Annotated in this window: 18 protein-coding genes; 7 read left to right on the forward strand and 11 right to left on the reverse strand. The window is 45.4% G+C overall.

From position 1 onward, the window contains the following. The first annotated feature begins 373 nt into the window (after positions 1-373). Positions 374-688: a pyrimidine/purine nucleoside phosphorylase gene (locus Q7U10_00005; protein MDO8281003.1), complete on the forward strand. Its 315-nt coding sequence runs from the start codon at positions 374-376 to the stop codon at positions 686-688. 73 nt (positions 689-761) lie between these two features. Here Q7U10_00005 and ettA read toward each other — a convergent pair whose 3' ends face one another. The 3 genes from ettA to Q7U10_00020 form a co-directional block, all read right to left on the reverse strand. Beyond that, entirely contained in the window at positions 762-2,444 is a 1,683-nt protein-coding gene (ettA, locus tag Q7U10_00010; GenBank protein MDO8281004.1) for an energy-dependent translational throttle protein EttA, read from the reverse strand. 137 nt (positions 2,445-2,581) lie between these two features. Beyond that, positions 2,582-2,782 carry a cold-shock protein gene (locus Q7U10_00015; protein MDO8281005.1) on the reverse strand — a complete coding sequence of 67 codons (201 nt, stop codon included), beginning with the start codon at positions 2,780-2,782 and terminating at the stop codon, positions 2,582-2,584. 188 nt (positions 2,783-2,970) lie between these two features. Continuing rightward, positions 2,971-3,486 (reverse strand): peptidylprolyl isomerase, encoded by a 516-nt coding sequence (locus Q7U10_00020; protein MDO8281006.1) that lies wholly within the window; start codon positions 3,484-3,486, stop codon positions 2,971-2,973. A 209-nt stretch (positions 3,487-3,695) separates the two neighbouring features. Between Q7U10_00020 and Q7U10_00025 the strand changes: the two genes are divergently transcribed. Next, on the forward strand, positions 3,696-4,313 hold the full coding sequence (locus tag Q7U10_00025) for a DedA family protein (GenBank protein MDO8281007.1): 618 nt from the start codon (positions 3,696-3,698) through the stop codon (positions 4,311-4,313). A 17-nt stretch (positions 4,314-4,330) separates the two neighbouring features. Here the strand turns inward: Q7U10_00025 and trpS are convergent, their stop codons facing one another. Further along, the gene (gene trpS / locus Q7U10_00030) at positions 4,331-5,323 is read right to left on the reverse strand and encodes a tryptophan--tRNA ligase (GenBank protein ID MDO8281008.1); all 993 of its coding nucleotides are present in this window, start codon (positions 5,321-5,323) and stop codon (positions 4,331-4,333) included. 12 nt (positions 5,324-5,335) lie between these two features. Next, on the reverse strand, positions 5,336-5,992 hold the full coding sequence (locus Q7U10_00035) for a site-2 protease family protein (protein ID MDO8281009.1): 657 nt from the start codon (positions 5,990-5,992) through the stop codon (positions 5,336-5,338). 180 nt (positions 5,993-6,172) lie between these two features. On the opposite strand from Q7U10_00035, the gene Q7U10_00040 reads away from it, so the two are divergent. After that, entirely contained in the window at positions 6,173-7,960 is a 1,788-nt protein-coding gene (locus Q7U10_00040; protein ID MDO8281010.1) for a phosphoenolpyruvate carboxykinase (GTP), read from the forward strand. Between the two features lie 33 nt (positions 7,961-7,993). Here Q7U10_00040 and Q7U10_00045 read toward each other — a convergent pair whose 3' ends face one another. From Q7U10_00045 to Q7U10_00070, 6 genes are all read right to left on the reverse strand, one after another. After that, the gene (locus Q7U10_00045; protein ID MDO8281011.1) at positions 7,994-8,332 is read right to left on the reverse strand and encodes a type II toxin-antitoxin system PemK/MazF family toxin; all 339 of its coding nucleotides are present in this window, start codon (positions 8,330-8,332) and stop codon (positions 7,994-7,996) included. Then, entirely contained in the window at positions 8,325-8,522 is a 198-nt protein-coding gene (locus Q7U10_00050) for a hypothetical protein (GenBank protein ID MDO8281012.1), read from the reverse strand. Before Q7U10_00050 ends, Q7U10_00045 begins: the two co-directional genes overlap by 8 nt. A gap of 253 nt (positions 8,523-8,775) precedes the next feature. Next, positions 8,776-9,510 (reverse strand): hypothetical protein, encoded by a 735-nt coding sequence (locus tag Q7U10_00055; GenBank protein ID MDO8281013.1) that lies wholly within the window; start codon positions 9,508-9,510, stop codon positions 8,776-8,778. 66 nt (positions 9,511-9,576) lie between these two features. Next, complete coding sequence (locus tag Q7U10_00060) at positions 9,577-10,179, reverse strand: hypothetical protein (protein ID MDO8281014.1); 603 nt, start codon at positions 10,177-10,179, stop codon at positions 9,577-9,579. Between the two features lie 90 nt (positions 10,180-10,269). Next, positions 10,270-11,082 carry an RNA methyltransferase gene (locus Q7U10_00065; GenBank protein ID MDO8281015.1) on the reverse strand — a complete coding sequence of 271 codons (813 nt, stop codon included), beginning with the start codon at positions 11,080-11,082 and terminating at the stop codon, positions 10,270-10,272. Next, positions 11,067-11,930 carry a class I SAM-dependent methyltransferase gene (locus Q7U10_00070; GenBank protein MDO8281016.1) on the reverse strand — a complete coding sequence of 288 codons (864 nt, stop codon included), beginning with the start codon at positions 11,928-11,930 and terminating at the stop codon, positions 11,067-11,069. The genes Q7U10_00065 and Q7U10_00070 overlap by 16 nt, the downstream gene beginning before the upstream one ends. Positions 11,931-12,009: 79 nt before the next feature. Here Q7U10_00070 and Q7U10_00075 point away from each other — a divergent pair, with 79 nt between their 5' ends. The 4 genes from Q7U10_00075 (at position 12,010) to Q7U10_00090 (ending at position 17,397) form a co-directional block, all read left to right on the forward strand. Beyond that, positions 12,010-13,701, forward strand: a complete 1,692-nt coding sequence (locus Q7U10_00075) for a hypothetical protein (GenBank protein ID MDO8281017.1) — start codon at positions 12,010-12,012, stop codon at positions 13,699-13,701. Between the two features lie 164 nt (positions 13,702-13,865). Beyond that, entirely contained in the window at positions 13,866-14,216 is a 351-nt protein-coding gene (locus Q7U10_00080) for a hypothetical protein (GenBank protein ID MDO8281018.1), read from the forward strand. 18 nt (positions 14,217-14,234) lie between these two features. Then, positions 14,235-16,133, forward strand: coding sequence for a cytochrome c3 family protein (locus Q7U10_00085; protein MDO8281019.1), 1,899 nt, complete (start codon positions 14,235-14,237; stop codon positions 16,131-16,133). Positions 16,134-16,383: 250 nt separating this feature from the next. After that, positions 16,384-17,397 (forward strand): NrtA/SsuA/CpmA family ABC transporter substrate-binding protein, encoded by a 1,014-nt coding sequence (locus Q7U10_00090; GenBank protein ID MDO8281020.1) that lies wholly within the window; start codon positions 16,384-16,386, stop codon positions 17,395-17,397. The last annotated feature ends 4 nt before the right edge of the window (positions 17,398-17,401 follow it).

The following is a 17,401-nucleotide window of genomic DNA, read 5'->3' on the forward strand; positions in this document are numbered from 1 at the left end:
ACGCTGCAAGGGCTATCTTTGCCTTAAACTCTGCTGAATACCTCGTCCTTTTTGTCTTGCTCATCTTCAGGTTTCCTCCTTCGTTAATCGTATATTTTACACCTTATACGACTGTCCGAATTCCGGGGTCCACCTCTCTCCCAGATAGCTAACAATTAATATACGACCTGTCGTATTTTCTGCAATATGACAATTATAGTAATGTGAAAATAAAAAGACAAGGACAAAATATACGTTCTGCTTCCAGTCATCCATGCTGTAGTTTATCAGGTCTCATCACTTTCGCTTAATGCCCCTTCTTTTACTTGCATAACCTGCGTCGTCTCTGGTACATTTACCGCATCAAATCTTATATATTATGCGAGGTATCGTCATGTCTGAGTTTGCAGATGTAACAGTTGTTAAAAATGCGAATATTTATTTTGACGGAAAGGTAACGAGCAGGACCGTGCTTTTCAGCGACGGCTCAAAAAAGACACTTGGCGTCATGCTGCCCGGCGAGTATGAGTTCAATACTGCGGACAAAGAGATAATGGAGATATATTCCGGCGACCTCGATGTGTTATTGCCAGGTGAGAGCGGCTGGAAGAAGATCAGCGGAGGAGAGTCTTTTGAGGTTCCGGCTAATGCGAAGTTCTCGCTTAAAGTCAGGGCGGTCACGGATTATTGCTGTTCGTTTATACGGTGAGAATGTGTTAACGGATTTTCTTTAGACAGAAGCCTGTGTTATTCCACAGGCTTCTGTCTCGGTTACTGTCTTATTACCTTGTCAAATGCCTGTATTTAAGCCGGTGCGGCTGGTCTGCTGCTGCGCCGAGGCGTTTCTTTCTGTCAGCTTCATATTCTGAGTAGTTGCCCTCGAACCAGACCACATTGCTGTCGCCTTCAAACGCAAGCATATGCGTAGCGATACGGTCGAGGAACCACCTGTCATGACTGATAACAACGGCGCAACCGGCAAAATTCTCAAGCGCCTCTTCAAGCGCGCGCATGGTGTTTACATCAAGGTCGTTTGTAGGCTCGTCAAGCAGTAGTACGTTGCATTCATCTTTGAGCATGCGGGCGAGGTGGACGCGGTTCCTTTCTCCTCCTGAGAGCATTGATACCTTCTTCTGCTGGTCGCTCCCTGAAAAGTTGAAGCGTGCCACATAGGCGCGTGAATTTACCTGCCTCTTGCCGAGCTGGACTACATCATGGCCGTCTGAGATTATCTCCCAGATGCTCTTTTTCGGGTCAAGGTCATCGCGGCTCTGATCCACATACGCCAGCTTCACCGTCTCTCCTGTTTTGAACGTTCCTGAATCAGGTTTTTCCTGTCCTGTTATCATGCGGAAGAGAGTGGTCTTACCTGCGCCGTTTGGCCCGATTATTCCCACGATACCGCCGGGCGGCAGGGAGAAGGTCATGCCTTCCATGAGAATATTATCGCCGTATGCCTTGCTCACATTATTAGCTTCGATGACCACATCGCCGAGACGCGGGCCGGGCGGAATATATATCTCAAGGTCTTTAGAATTTTTTTCACTATCCTGAGCAAGCAGCTGTTCATATGAGGTGATACGCGCCTTTGCCTTTGCGTGGCGGCCTTTGGGAGACATACGTATCCACTCAAGCTCGCGCTGAAGAGTTTTCTGACGGTCGCTCTCAGTCTTCTCTTCCTGCTGAAGGCGGTTCCCTTTCTGTTCCAGCCATGAGGAGTAATTGCCCTTCCACGGGATTCCCTGTCCTCTGTCGAGTTCCAGTATCCAGCCTGCTACGTTGTCAAGAAAATAACGGTCATGGGTAACTGCTATGATGGTGCCGGCATAGCTCTGCAGATGGTGTTCAAGCCATGCAACAGTCTCTGCGTCAAGATGGTTTGTCGGCTCGTCAAGGAGAAGTATGTCTGGCTTTTTAAGCAGAAGTCTGCACAGCGCCACGCGGCGCTTTTCCCCGCCGGAGAGGACCTTTACAGGCGTATCTCCGGAAGGACAGCGCAGGGCGTCCATCGCCATCTCCAGTCGTGAGTCGAGGTCCCAGGCATCAAGCGCGTCGAGCTTCTCCTGCACCTTTCCCTGACGCTCGATAAGTTTGTTCATATCATCGTCAGACATCGGCTCAGCGAACTTTTCATTTATGAGGTTGTACTCATTAAGCGCATCTACAGTCTCCTGCACTCCTTCCTCAACTATCTGCCGAACCGTCTTGCTTTCATCAATATGCGGCTCCTGTTCGAGAAAGCCGATGGTGTGCCCCGGTGAGAGCACAGTCTCGCCGTTGAACTCCTTGTCTACACCGGCAAGAATGCGGAGCAGAGAGCTTTTCCCTGACCCGTTAAGTCCGATGACGCCTATCTTTGCGCCATAGAAGTAGGAGAGATAGATATCCTTTAAAACAGCTTTTTTCTCATGAAACTTGCTTACCCCGATCATGGAGTAAATTACTTTGTTCGGCTCGTTGCTCATCTTTTTTTATTTCCTTTCTTAGGTTGCTGCAGTTTGAAATTATACGGTTTTGAAGTATAGCATAACGAAGTATAAACGTAAAAAAAGCAGGCTGCATCTTATTGCAGCCTGCTTTTGAATTTGAAAGTTTTACAGCCTTATATTTTTTTGATGTTTGTTGCTTTGGGGCCTTTGTCGCCTTTTTCTACTTCAAAAGTTACATTGTCGCCTTCTGACAAGCTTTTGAAGCCTTCGCCTGCGATCTCTGAGTAGTGAGCAAAGACATCTGTTCCGTTTTCCTGGGTGATGAAACCGAAGCCTTTGGACTCGTTAAACCATTTTACAGTTCCTTTTGGCATGTAGCATACCTCCTTATAAATTTTTGAAGCTTAAGGTAGGCATGTCATCGTAAACCGTAAAGTCGTTGCTTTTCGAGGCTTAAAAATAACGATTACTTCCTTAATCTTCTTAAAAGAATTTACATAATTATAAAAAAATAGTCAAGTGTAAAATGATAATAATGATATAGCGTTACAGGCAGCTATTTTTACAGTATCCCTACGACTTCTACATCAAAATTAAGTGTTTTGCCGGCAAGCGGATGGTTAAAGTCCATTACTACTGTATCTTTCTTAACTTCCTTAACGGTTACTATCACAGTCTGGCCTTCAGGGCTCATGGCTTGAAGGGTCATTCCTGGCGTTGGAACTATAGCAGCAGGCAGCTCTGTCAGCGGGATCTCCTGTAATGCTTCCGGATCTATCTCTCCATAACCGTCAGCCGGGCTTAGCTTGAAGGATTTTTTTTCTCCGAGCTTCATGCCTTTGACCGCATCTTCAAATCCCGGAACGACCTGGTTGTCTCCGACCTTGAATTCAAAAGGTTCATTATTTATTGATTTGTCAATGACCTTGTCATCAACTGTCAGTGTGTAAAGAACCTTTACTGTATTGCCGTCTGTGACCTCAGATGACTTCTGTACCGCTTCCTCTGCATAAACGGCAGCACATACAAAAAACGTTAAAAATAATGCAAGCATGGTTGCTAATTGTGTCCTCTTCATGATCTGTGGAAATCTCCTTGGATTTATATTGAAGTTAAGGGATGAATGTCCCGATAATCTTCTGCATTTAGAGTGACATAAACAGGTGTAATTATCAAGACAGGTATTTTGCTCAATAAGAAATTAACAAGGTGCGTATGATAGTATAATGAGCATTTAGCAGTTATCAATATCTTTATCTGTTTCACTTGAACTGAGGGGTTAATATCATGCATGAAATGATTATGTGGCTGGTTGATACTATCGGCGTCATGGGATATCCGGGCATATTTATGCTCATGGCTATGGAAAGCTCTATAATTCCCGTGCCGAGCGAGCTTGTGATGCCGCCTGCCGGATACCTTGCCCAACAGGGTGAGATGAATATATGGATAGCTATTTTCTGGGGCACGGCAGGGAGTTTAGTGGGAGCTTACGCGAACTATTTTGCCTCGCACTATCTCGGCAGGCCCCTATTGCTGAAGTACGGCAAGTATGTCTGGATAACTGAAGAAAAATTTGCCAAAGTTGAAAAGTATTTTCAGGAACACGGCGAGATATCAACATTCATAGGAAGATTGCTGCCGGTAGTGCGGCACCTGATATCGCTTCCGGCGGGCCTTGCAGGCATGAACCATTTCAAGTTCACCCTTTACACTTTACTGGGCGCCGGTATATGGGTGACGATCCTTACCTTCATCGGCTATTTCTTAGGCGCAAATCAGGATCTTATCATGAAATATTCCCATCAGGCTCTTGCTGCTGTAGTCATAGTCAGCGCTGTTATCATCTTCTTCTACATCCGGTCGCATAAGAAGAAAAGCGCCGGTGCAGTTAAGAAGGGTTGAGAGGGGAATATAGTTCCTTACTGATCAAACTTTATCGCCTTGCGCACATCATTCATCGTCTGGTCAGAAATTTTCTTTGCCTTTTCCGTTCCTGCTGAAATAACCTCTTTAATATATTCGGGCTTTGCGAGCAGTTCTTTTCTCTTCTCCCATATCGGTTCAAGCACCTTAAAGAGGTTTTTGATCAGAACCTTTTTGCAGTCTAAACAGCCGATACCAGCTGTCCTGCATCCTTCGGCAACCTCGTCCTGTTCCTCTTTGGTTGAGAATATCTTGTGGAGCTGAAATACAGGTGAAAGTTCAGGGTCGCCTGCGTCTGTGCGCCTTTGCCGCTGCGGGTCTGTCATCATAGTCCTTATCTTTTTATCAACGTCTTCGGGAGTGTCGGACATATAGACGCAGTTGTCGTATGACTTGCTCATCTTCCTGCCGTCAACACCCGGCACTTTGGGAAACTTTGTCAGCAGGCCTTCTGGTTCAGGGAATACATCACCGTAAAAGGTGTTGAACCTCCTGCATATCTCCCTCGTCATCTCAAGGTGAGGCATCTGGTCTATGCCTACGGGAACATAATCAGCCTTATACATAAGTATGTCAGCGGTCTGAAGCAGCGGATATCCGAGGAAGCCGTAGGTATTCAGATCCTTATCTTTTATCTCAAACTGTTTCTCTTTATACGACGGCACGCGCTCAAGCCAGCCCAGAGGCGTTATCATGGAAAGGATGAGATGCAGTTCTGCATGTTCCGGAAGCCTTGACTGCAGGAATATGGTTGACTTTTCAGGGTCAAGCCCTGCGGCAAGCATGTTTATAAGGACATCATTTACATTTTCTCTGATGGCCGACGGGTTTGCGTACTGGCTCGTAAGTGCATGCCAGTCTGCGACAAAATAAAAACAGTCGTATTCATGCTGAAGCCTTACCCAGTTCTGAAGCGCTCCGACAAGATTTCCTATATGCAGTTTACCACTCGGCTGCATCCCGCTCAGTACACGTTTTTTTACGGACATAAGTTCACCTTTCTAAAGAAGTATAGATAAAAACAGGTTCACAATAGGCTCAACAAAGAACCTTGTCATCCCTGTTGATATAAGAAGAATGAGTATTAAGAACCCAAAAGGCTCGATCCTGCTGTATGCCATCGCCTGCTTATGCGGCAGAAGCCCTACAAGAACCCTGCCTCCGTCAAGCGGCGGCACAGGTATCATATTGAATACAGCAAGGACGACATTGAATATTACACTCGCCTGAAGCATCATGCTCAGAGGTTTGAAGAATGCTGTGCCTGCCCCGCCAAGCAGGGCGTACAGAGGAAATACTATAAACTTGATGATTATCATGCTCAAGACTGCAAGGAGAATGTTTGATAAAGGCCCGGCAGCGGCTGAGAGAGCCATATCACGCTTGGGGTCTTTAAAATTACTCGGGTTTATTGGTACGGGTTTTGCGTATCCGAACATGAACTGTCCGTGTGTCAGCACCAGCAGCATTATAGGCATCAGCACTGTCCCTACTGGGTCTATGTGTGCGAGAGGGTTTAAAGTCAGCCTGCCTGTGAACTTTGCAGTCGGGTCTCCGAGCTTGTTTGCCACATAGCCGTGAGATGCCTCATGAAAAGTGATGGCAAAAAGGATGGGCAGGGCTGATACAGTTATTTGTTTGAGTATTGACGGATCCAAGATATATAACCTTTCTAAAAAGAGTTTAGAATAATAACATTCCGGCTTCCTAAAGTCGAGAAACAGCCTTTCTCTAATTATTGCGAAATATATTTCCATTTTCTGGAATTTTCTTTGTGACAACTTGTATAATTTAAAGCTTATAAATAATGAGAAGAAGAGGTTATGGGGGGAGAAATCATGAACATCACAGTTAACAACAAAAAGCTCAACAATTGGATAAAGGAAGTCGTAGAGTTATGTAAGCCCGACGATATTTATATATGCAACGGCTCTAAAGAAGAATATGATCTCATGATCAAAAAACTTCTTGAGAGCGGCATCGCCATACCGCTTAAGAAGCGTCCGAACAGTTTCCTCTTCAGGTCTGACCCGAGCGATGTGGCGCGTGTCGAGGATAATACATACATAAGCACAACGTTGAAAGAAGAGGCAGGGCCCACGAACAATTGGATGCCTCCTGCTGAATTGAAAAAGATCATGCTTGGCCTATACAAAGGATGCATGAAGGGACGCACCATGTATGTCATACCTTTTTCCATGGGGCCGATAGGTTCGCCGATATCACACATCGGGATTGAGATCTCAGACAGTCCTTATGTTGTCATCAATATGCATATCATGACCCGTGTAAGTTCCAGAGTGCTTGACCTCCTCGGCACAGACGGTGATTTCATACCTTGCCTTCATTCGATAGGCGCCCCGCTTGCTCCGGGGCAGGAGGACAGCAAGTGGCCATGCGCTCCGATAGAGAAGAAGTACATCAGCCATTTTCCTGAAGAGAACCTTATCTGGTCTTACGGCTCAGGCTACGGCGGAAACGCATTGCTTGGAAAGAAGTGCCTCGCGCTCCGCATCGCATCTGCAATGGCAAGGCGTGAAGGCTGGATGGCAGAGCATATGCTCATACTCCGCCTGACGAACCCGAACGGGAAGCAGTACCATATAGCAGCAGCTTTTCCTTCTGCCTGCGGAAAGACCAACCTCGCGATGATGCAGCCTTCTGTTCCGGGATGGAAATGTGAATGTATCGGCGATGATATCGCATGGATGAAGGTCGGGCCGGATGGACGTCTTCATGCAATAAATCCTGAGAACGGTTTCTTCGGAGTGGCACCCGGAACATCATACAGCACAAACCCCATGGCTATGGACTCGATAAAAGAGAATGTGATCTTCACCAACTGCGCGCTCACCGATGACGGCGATGTATGGTGGGAAGGTATGGACGGCGACGAGCCTGCGCATGCTATCGACTGGAAGGGAAAAGACTGGACACCTGACAGCCCGACAGATGCTGCGCACGCCAATGCGCGCTTTACCGCCCCTGCGTCCCAGTGCCCTGTGATATGCAAGGATTGGGAAAAGCCTGAGGGCGTTCCTATTGATATCTTCATATTCGGCGGCCGCCGCAGCACCGTTGTGCCCTTGGTATACGAGGCATTCAACTGGGATCACGGCGTATTCCTCGGTTCAACAGCAGCATCTGAAACAACCGCAGCCAATATCGGCGCACTTGGAAATCTCAGGCGTGACCCTTTTGCAATGACGCCGTTCTGCGGATACAACATGGGCGACTATTTCAAACACTGGCTCGATATGGGTGATAAGCTCGGTGATAAAGCGCCGAGGGTCTTTTATGTAAACTGGTTCAGAAAGAGCGATGAAGGCAAATTCCTGTGGCCCGGCTTCAGCGACAACAGCCGCGTGCTCAAGTGGATGTGCGACCGTGTTGATGGTACTGTCGGAGCGCAGAAGGCCTCAATAGGCCTCTTGCCGAATGAAGGCGATCTTGACACCAACGGCCTTAATATATCTCCTGATATGGTCAAAGAGATAATGAGTGTTGATACAGATGCATGGAGATCTGAAATCCCTGATATCGAAAGCCACTTCGCTAAATTCGGCAACCGCCTGCCTGAGAGGCTGAAGAAACAGCTTGAGGAATTTAAGAATCGGCTGGGGTGATCTTACGTATTGCGTATTAAGACAGGTCTGGACCTAATGCTCAATGAGTTTGAAGATTGAATCCTTTATCTTTAAAAGAATATCCGGTTTTACTCTGCCGAATGTTTTAATGATAATTGACTTGTTCAGGGTGTAAATCTTATCGGCCCTGATCATACTTGTAACTTTCAAAACGCCTTCTTCTAAATCACCGGTGTTTAATGGTATTGCATAATTGCGAGGTTCGATATTTGAAGTAAGGGCAACTACCACAATATCTTCATTCGTTTCATTGTATGTGTCACTCGAAATTATTATGGCAGGACGCTTTTTTTGAGATGTTAAATCAGTAAAAGGGATTGAAACAAGAATGATGTCTCTTTGATTATGCATTGTTCCAGATAGCATCATCTATAGGATTGTCCCAAAATTTCAGGCTGCTTTCTGCTGCCTGCATCAACTCAAAAGATTCCTCGTCAGGTAGAATGATTACCTCAACCCTTGAGCCTTGTGGAAATGGAAGTTTCGGCAATTCTATTGTGCCGTTTTCCGTTACAACCGAATGATACTTAAATGCGTTCATGCCTGCCTCCTTATAAACATATTTTACCTGAACTCTGCTATCCTTCTACCAATATATTGTAATTATAACAAGTTTGACATTGATTGGAAACAAAACATTCTAACTGCAACTGGTGCAATAATTTATCCGAGTCTCTTATCCTTATGCCTGAGTTCAGAAGCCGTCTTTGAGAATTCCATCTTGCCGGCCATTGCCTTGATCTTCTCTTTCTTTTTCATCCTGATCTTGGTTTTTCTAATGACGTTTCTCCTTTTTAAAATAATGCCATTTCTATGTCGCATGGTCTGAACTTTGAGTTAATTGTATTGCCGTGTTCATCTATGTCTTGGAATAAGATACCATAATCGTTTAATTTTGAAGCTTCTGCCACAAGAAATGGATTGTATTTATTATTATATTGTTCTTTATTCTTTTTAATGTCTTTAATATATCCATCGTCTCTAAGGTCTAACTGTGTTATGTTCCTCTGCTGAGTAATCTTTGCCACTCTGCTATCCATGATTCCGTATTCATCAGGAAACAGAAACCGTAAGAAAGCCGTCGCAGTTGGGATACGAACCCCTTCGATTTCAAATAATTGCAAGTCCCTTTTTCGATATGCATTTATTATCGTCTTGACCGTCTTGTCTTTCCATTTATCTTTTACGTTCTTTGCCATCAAGTTTGCGCGACCTCCCTGCGAAGCCATTTTCCAGTGGACTACCGCACATGCTATTCCCTTTAAATTTGCACCATGGCTTGGAGTAAGGGTGTTATTGGATTCAGCATGGTCTGCGTCAGCAAATATCTTTTGAATGATTATCTCAAACCGTCTGAGATTAATGCCATGGGTGTAACGTGGAGGAACTGTCTTTGGGAAGATGCCTTCATATGTCCCAATGAATGAGCTATCAAGAAAAGTTGTAGCCACAATTTCGAACCTGCAATCTCGATCATAGTAGCAGTATTCTTCCCTCATGGATTTATACTCTGCAGTGGAGAAAAGCATAATTAATTCTCCATCATTTTATTGTTGCCCAACAAGTTCTCTATCTATGCCTATATAAAAGTTTTTCTACAAGCCGTTGACTCTATACTCAAGCTTCTCTTTTGTTTCTTTATCTATCAATCTGACCGTAAAAGTTCCATTATAATCTGAGGTCGGTACGAAAATTATCCCATTGTGAGTAGCATATGGTTGAACAACCATCTGGTCAGCTGACTTTGCATTAAAGTCTCTATCAAGTTTCTCATTTGCATTAGCAGAGCCTACACCATCAACAACTGCAGGAATAAGCAAAGGCCAGAAAAGGAGTGCTCCTACACCATAAGCTGTTGCTCTGCCGACAGTTGATGTATGAACTTTTTCTGCAACTTCTTGAGCAGGAACTATTGGCAAGCTAATCCCTTGGTTGGAGAACAAGATATACTTATTAGAATTATTTGATATGGTGATGTGAAGAGGTTGGTAACCTTCTGCTATAACATCTCTGTCAAAATACGTTTTGCTATCACCAGCAGATAACTTCTTCATAGAAAGAGTTACCCCATTAATAGTTTCAGAGTATGGAGCAAAGTCGGGTTGTAAGTTTGAGAGTGAGACTGGCTTATAGGTTGCACAACTAACCAGCATAAAGGGAAATAGCAAAATCACAATAAACATCAGGTTTCTTCTCATTATATCCTCCTGTTGAGCCGCTGATTAGATGACGTTAATATATTGTATTTCTATAGGGATTGTAAATAAAAATCTTAATCTTAAGGTTGCTTACTTCACCCTACGCTGCCTGATTGCCTCATAAAGAATAACAGCTGTCGCGGCTGAAAGATTGAGTGAATCTGTTTCGCCTTTCATCGGGATCATGACCTTTATATCCGCCGCGTTCAGCAATGTGTTTTGCAGTCCTTCATGCTCGCTTCCCATCACGATGGCGCAGGCTTTGCTCAGGTCTGCGTCAAAGTAGACCGTTTCTGCATCAGGTGTGGCTGCTATCATGCTTATCTTATTGTCCTTGAGCCATTGAATCGTTTCTTCAGTCGTTGCTTCCACTACTGAAACGGTAAAGAGAGCGCCCATGCTTGCCCTGACAACATTCGGGTTATAGATATCAATGCTCTTTCCACAAACGATAACGCCGTCAGCTCCGGCGGCATCAGCAGAGCGCAGTATCGCGCCGAGGTTGCCGGGCTTTTCCGTGCTTTCAATGACAACCAGAAGAGGCGGACTACTTAACGGGATATCATTGAATTTCTTTTTATCTTGACGGGCAACAGCAAGCACTCCGGAGGAACCCTCTCTGTAAACCATCTTTTGAAATACCTTTGCTGTAACAGGGATAAGCTCAGCGCCTTTATTTAAAGCAGCCTCAACTATGTCTGCTTCATCATCTCTGAAGTTCTCTTCACAATAAAATAGTCTGTATAGCTCGGTGCCGCCTTTTAGGGCTAAATGTAACTCCCTTGCGCCTTCGATAAGAAACAGTCCTGTCTCTTCACGGTGCTTTCTTTCATTCAGCTTTAGAGCATCCATGACCTTCGGGTTCTTCAGGCTCGTTATGATCTCCATTACTTTGATGACCACCTTGCATAGCATCCACAGGGCAGGGGCCTTCCTGAACTCGCCTCTGTGATAGTCATCTCCGCGCATGATATATTTCCGGATTTCTTCTTTACCATATCTGCAACAAGGTTCTGCAATACTATCGGAGTAAAACCCGGTGAGTGGCAGCTCAGCAGGACAAATAACGGATTGTCGCTTAATATCTCTTTGCAGTCTCTGAGAAGTTTCGGCAGGTCATCCTCTATCTTCCATACCTCTCCTTTGTTCCCGCGTCCAAATGAGGGAGGGTCGAGAATGATCGCGTCATATCTCTTGCCCCTGCGTATCTCTTTATGAATGAACTTTGTCACATCATCAACTATCCAGCGTATAGGATTGCCGCCTAAACCTGAAAGCACTGCATTCTCTCTTGCCCAATCCACAATGCCTTTTGCCGAGTCTAAATGACAGACATTAGCTCCTGCAGCCGCTGCAGCCAGCGTGCTTCCGCCTGTGTAGGCAAAAAGGTTCAATACATTAATTTCTCTTTCTGCTCCGGTTACCATTTCAGAGATCCATTTCCAGCTCTCTCTCTGCTCAGGGAAGATTCCCAGATGCCCGAAGCCTGTGGGCTTTATAATGAATCTGTAGCCTTCATATTCAATCTCCCACTTTTCAGGGATACGGCGGTTGAACTTCCAGCTGCCACCTCCTGAGGAACTTCTGATATATACGGCATCCGCATCTTTCCATTTATTTTCAGGCAGTGAAGGTAGCCACACGGATTGCGGAGAGGGACGGACCAGCAGGTGCGGGCCAACGCGCTCAAGCTTGTTGCCACTGCCTGAATCAAGGAGCTGATAGTCAGAATGTTCTGATATGTTTTTCATTTTATAATTATAACAATTTAATTTATTTACTATGTTAATATTTCTTACAATATAACTTTTTAAAGTTAAGGACACAGTTATGCCGGATAAGATACATAAAAAGACGCTTGTCAATGTGCTTGGAGTCGTGTATGTCCACTATAAATCAAGTGACAACGGCGATATCTATTTAACCAGATTTGCGAGAGAACACGAGGAGCACCTGAGCATACGCAACTGGTATGAGAAGGGTTGGTTCAATAAATACAAAATACGGCTCAAAGGCACAGGTTCTGTATTCAAGCTCCCAACAAAAAAAGTGAACGGCAAGAGCATTGACCTTGTTGTCAAGAATTGCCGTGTAGGCGAGGATGTGCCTTTTAACACCCATACCCTGCAGGAATTCTGCGACGCCGAATTTAACAGCCCGTGGGAGGAGTTCTCTCTTGTCATGGAGATGCGCGAAGGACGATACGGCCCCAAAGACCTGAAGATAAAGACCCAGCATCCGCTGGCGATCTATGTGCCGCCGGAAAAGATGCAGATATGGCAGAGCGGGAGGTCCAAGGCAAAGATAAACCGGATAAGGGCAAAACATCCCGGCATTGACCTCGACATATTAAAACAGTACAAACTCATTTACGGATGGATAGAGGGCTACAATATCCCTGAGATTTTTGAGCATATAGATGTCAGTCATGATGAGCTTGTGCATCATATTAAAGCGCTTGATGCTGCGGTCACTGCCGACCTTAATAAAAAGGGATATCTGGTAGCTGACATGAAGCCCGAGCATATCATAATCAGCGTAAATGATACTGAACTGATCAAGGCTATGGGGAATGCAAAGGATCAGATAGAGCGGCTTTATGATCTCGTCAGCATTAAAAACTATTCAGTGGTTGACTATGAACTTCTTTTGCCTACTCCTGAACACGAAGCTGAAGTAAAACAATTCAGAAGGCATTCCTATCTTGATGATCAGAGAGACCGTTTTACCCCGACACCTCTGCCCGTGCATCTGTCGAAGATGGAGGTTATGGGAGTTCCTTATATTTACGGGCATGCGGAGAGTACCGGCGGGCATCTCTGGGTTGTCGGAAAGAACGCGCGGTTATTCGACTATTTCCTGCCGGAAAGGTGGAGGAAGACGCCGTCGATAAGATTATCCGATACGCAGGAGGTCTTCTATACTCTTACAAAGGATAATATACATCTCGTCTGGGAGACCTCAAGGGTCGGCGAGATGCCGAAAGAAGATGAAGAAGGCTATAACCCAAAGATACGCGAGTTCGGCATAAACAGCCCGTTTGAAGAGTTTGCCATTGCTCATGAATTGAATCAGCTCGGCATTCCATGTGTCTATGTAAGGGCTATCTATATGACAGGCAGTTCAAAGATAGAGTCATCATCAGACACAAGGCGCTATGAATCGCATAAAGATATTTTCGACCCTGAAGGCAATCCTGTTTTGCAGGAAGACCGTAATTACATCACAATCCGCGGTTATTATAACGGGCCTGACGATTGGGTCGCAGATCAGACAGGCAAGTTATTTGAGCCAATAGACCTGAGAAAGGCTTCTTTAAAGGGCATTATAAATGAAGCGCAATGCAGGGTTCTTCTGGAACAGGTCAAAGATGATCTCTGGAACGTTAACTATGACGGGTCATTATTAAAGCTGGATGACCTGCTGCTTGCCATCAATGATAAGGGTGAGGTTGTTAAGGGCGCTTCCGGCAGCACGTTAGTCCTCATCTGCAATTTCGAACATATATGGAAGTTTAAGTAAGAATAAAATAATATCTAAAGACTGCAGCAGTCATTCTTGAATCTCTTCCATTGCAAAGTTACTCCGGGCACTTCTTGTATTTCCATTGACTTATTTCAATTATCTGGTAAGCTTTTGTTATATAGGAATATCGCATCTTATTAAATAATGGAGGTCACAAAAAAATGAAGACACTGAAAGTGGTTTTGCTGTTTATTGCAGTTTATGGACTTGTTCTTTCTTTTGCCCATGCAGCAGGAGATGTAAGTAAAGGAGACGTAAATAAAGGCAAGGCGCTATTCAATGACCCGAAGTTTGCTGGCGCTGTAAGCGGCAAGTCTTGCAACTCCTGCCATCCTGACGGCAGAGGTCTTGGAAATGCCGGCACTAAAACTGAGTTTAAGGTCATGGGCAAAAACCAGAAGAGCCTTGAGGATGTTGTGAATTCCTGTATTGAGGCTGCTAATAAGGGCAAGGCGCTGGATTTATCTTCAGAACAAATGAAGGATATTGTCGCTTACATCAAGTCTCTATAACATAAAAGGAGAAAAATTATGAAACTAAGGTTTTTCGCGGCGGTATTGTGTTTGTCTCTTATTACCACGTTCGGATTACAAGCTGAGGAAAAGAAGGCCGGCAAGACTCTGAAGGGGACAGTACAGGATGTTTCAGGGCAAAAGATCGGGAATGCAGTTGTATACCTTATCCCTTCGGCTGATGTCGAGGCGATGGGAAAGACCGTACTCGAAGTGAAGCAGAACTCTCCCAACGATGAACCTCTTGAAGATAACCTCGCTGCAAATATCGACAATTATATGAATGGTTCTACAGACAAAAAGGGCCGTTTCACAATAACCGGCATTCCTGACGGCAAGTACTTTATCTTTGTCATGCCTTCCGATAAGACATACCTGCCGGGCGGAGACAAGTCGCACGAGGCAATTGCGACTGCAGATTTTGCAGGCAAAGATGTAAATATTCTTTTGTCCGGCAGCGTTCCGGAAAATGCAGTTTATGTCGGCTCCTCGAAGTGTATAACCTGCCATACTGCATTTAAAGCCGAGAAAAAGACCCTTCACAAACTCGGCATAAGTGTTATAGGAAAGCCGGGCAAGCTGCAGGACTACTCCAGGTTCCCGAACTTCAATGACGGACTTAACAGGCTCATCGCCGGAACAAAGTTCTACTTCTACGGTTTCGATAAGGAGAGGGGCTTTGACAAATATATGATCTCTGAAAAGATGCCTGAGGATGCAGCTTCAGTAAACTTTACGGCAACTTTCTTTAAAGACAGCGACGGCATGCTTAAATTCAGGACCGAGAACATGAAGGATGCTTCAGACACTGCAAGGACATATAATGTTGAGATGACCTATGGCGGCGGCCTCTATAAACAGAGATACCTCTACAGGTCTGGTGATTACCTCTTCCCCTTTGTTCAGTACAATTTAATGGGCGATGAGGGCTTTGCCGACAGGACGAGAAAACCCTTCAGGGATTATCACGCTGACTGGCTTTTCAACGCGGAAACGATGAAGCTGACCGACCCTCCGAAGAAGAAATCTTTTGAAGTGGAGTGCGCGTCATGCCACTTCACAGGGTACAGCCTTACTCCCACTGTCGCTGGTGACTATGTTGCCGGCGCTGTGAACGATCCAAACGGCGAAGCTGACATTGACGGCGACGGGACGCCGAACGAGCTGAATATAGGCTGCGAGGTTTGCCATGGGCCCGGCTCAGAGCACGTGAAGGCCCCGAAGGCCAAAAAGGCATCAACCATTGTAAGCCCGCGCAAGCTTGGGCCTGAACGGGCTTCTATAATTTGCGAGCAGTGTCACAGCAGGCCTCAGGGTAATCTGAAGAACGACCAGCCTGTAAGCAAGGACAATAAGATGATGGTCCCGGGCACGAGCAGAAATGAGTTCCTCGTTAATTTCACGAGCAGGGAGGACGCTTCGCAAAAAGATTTTTGGCCTGACGCCATTCACTCCAAGTCCCACCACCAGCAGGGGACGGACTTTATCAAGTCCAGAAAATACAGGAACGGAAATCACATTATGATCTGCGCCGACTGTCACGATCCCCATGGGGTAACAGAGGTGAAACACCAGTTGAAGGCAGAGGTGAGGGATGAAAATAACTCTCTATGTACCGGCTGTCATAAAGATAAATCCGACATCAAGGCGCACACCAAAGCCAAGGTGAAAGAGGAGCACAGCGAAATTTACTGTATCGACTGCCATAACACAAAGACGATGGTGACGGGCGCGGGACTTGGAAAGGGCCTTGTGAGGAAGGACGGAAAGAATTACTGGGTCAACGACATTACGTCACATATCTTCGATGTGCCGAGGAAGGACAATGCCGGGGTTAAAGGTATAGATCCGGGAAAGGCGATGCCTGTTCCGTATACCAATGCCTGCGGCGAATGCCATGATGTAGAAGCGCTATAAGCTTTTAAATTCAAAGGAGGGGCGGGGAAACCCGCCCCTTTCTATTCCAAACCTATTCCGTCTTCTTCATGACGCAGAGGTTTTTGCCTATCTCAAGCTCTTTCTTCTTTGCTTAAGTTTATGAGTTTGCCTTCCATCTACAAGATCGAGGCAGAGCTGCCCAATCCGTAGATGAAGAGGGTCTGGAAAAGGCTATAATTAAGTATAGGCTTTTATATATCGAGGGAAAAGATAGGGGAGGCGGGATGATATGAAAAAATATGCGATAGTTATAATTAGTTTGATTCTTACCGGCATAATTGTCCTTGGAGGAATTTTCTGGTTTAAGAAAGATGAAAAGCCTTCAAAATACAGCGGCCCGATTGAAAAGATCACATTGGCTGCCTACGCTGGGAGCTATGGTTTCCTGCCGTTCATAGCGCAGGAAAAAGGTTTTTTAAAAGACAACGGGCTTGATGTTACGATCAATGAATACGACTTTGGTCTTAAGGCCGCCGATGCGCTTGTAGCAGGCAAGGCGGATATTGCCACTGCCGCAGATTTTGTACTTACTAGCTACAGCTTCGACCATCCTGACCTAAGGGCGCTGTCAACTATCTCGATCTCGCTTACAGACGAGATCATTGTGAGGAAAGACAGCGGCATCGAAAAACCTCAGGATCTGAAGGGCAAAACAATCGGGGTATCTCCAAAGACAAAGGCGGAATTTTTTCTGGCCCAGTATCTTGCGCTCAACAGGGTTTCCTATGAAGATGTTAAAGTTGTTCATATGGATCCTGCCCGGATTGTGGAAGCGCTCTCCAATGGTACGATTGACGCTGCGAGCGTGTGGGAGCCTTTTGTCACAGATATCAAAAAACGCCTCGGAACAAACGCATTGAGCTGGCCTGCCCAGAGCGGGCAGGAGTTTTACTATCTGCTCCTGAGCAAGGAGGGATGGATTAAAGATCATCACTCTGCCATAGAACGTTTTCTGATGGCCATGATTCAGGCTGAAGAATTCACAAAGCAACACCCTGATGAAGCCCGGTTATTTATTGCAAAGCGCTTTAATTTTGAGATGCCTTTTGTACAGTCTCTCTGGCAAAAAAACGACTTCGCTGTTCAGCTTCCCCAGTCTCTTCTCCTGTCAATGGAAGAAGGCGCAAGATGGAGGATAAAAAACAGGCTTACTCAGGCAACAAAGGTGCCGAATTATCTGGATTTTATCTATCAGGATGGGCTGAAGAAAATGAAGCCGGAAGCGGTGACAATAATATATTAAATAA

This window comes from Thermodesulfovibrionia bacterium (genome assembly GCA_030646035.1).
GTDB lineage: Bacteria > Nitrospirota > Thermodesulfovibrionia > UBA6902 > UBA6902 > JACQZG01.

Coding starts and splice junctions, on each gene's coding strand:
- Q7U10_00005 (MDO8281003.1), top strand. CDS start 374: ATGTCTGAGTTTGCAGATGTAACAGTTGTTAAAAATGCGAATATTTAT.
- ettA (MDO8281004.1), bottom strand. CDS start 2,444: ATGAGCAACGAGCCGAACAAAGTAATTTACTCCATGATCGGGGTAAGC.
- Q7U10_00015 (MDO8281005.1), bottom strand. CDS start 2,782: ATGCCAAAAGGAACTGTAAAATGGTTTAACGAGTCCAAAGGCTTCGGT.
- Q7U10_00020 (MDO8281006.1), bottom strand. CDS start 3,486: ATGAAGAGGACACAATTAGCAACCATGCTTGCATTATTTTTAACGTTT.
- Q7U10_00025 (MDO8281007.1), top strand. CDS start 3,696: ATGCATGAAATGATTATGTGGCTGGTTGATACTATCGGCGTCATGGGA.
- trpS (MDO8281008.1), bottom strand. CDS start 5,323: ATGTCCGTAAAAAAACGTGTACTGAGCGGGATGCAGCCGAGTGGTAAA.
- Q7U10_00040 (MDO8281010.1), top strand. CDS start 6,173: ATGAACATCACAGTTAACAACAAAAAGCTCAACAATTGGATAAAGGAA.
- Q7U10_00045 (MDO8281011.1), bottom strand. CDS start 8,332: ATGCATAATCAAAGAGACATCATTCTTGTTTCAATCCCTTTTACTGAT.
- Q7U10_00050 (MDO8281012.1), bottom strand. CDS start 8,522: ATGAACGCATTTAAGTATCATTCGGTTGTAACGGAAAACGGCACAATA.
- Q7U10_00055 (MDO8281013.1), bottom strand. CDS start 9,510: ATGCTTTTCTCCACTGCAGAGTATAAATCCATGAGGGAAGAATACTGC.
- Q7U10_00060 (MDO8281014.1), bottom strand. CDS start 10,179: ATGAGAAGAAACCTGATGTTTATTGTGATTTTGCTATTTCCCTTTATG.
- Q7U10_00070 (MDO8281016.1), bottom strand. CDS start 11,930: ATGAAAAACATATCAGAACATTCTGACTATCAGCTCCTTGATTCAGGC.
- Q7U10_00075 (MDO8281017.1), top strand. CDS start 12,010: ATGCCGGATAAGATACATAAAAAGACGCTTGTCAATGTGCTTGGAGTC.
- Q7U10_00080 (MDO8281018.1), top strand. CDS start 13,866: ATGAAGACACTGAAAGTGGTTTTGCTGTTTATTGCAGTTTATGGACTT.
- Q7U10_00085 (MDO8281019.1), top strand. CDS start 14,235: ATGAAACTAAGGTTTTTCGCGGCGGTATTGTGTTTGTCTCTTATTACC.
- Q7U10_00090 (MDO8281020.1), top strand. CDS start 16,384: ATGAAAAAATATGCGATAGTTATAATTAGTTTGATTCTTACCGGCATA.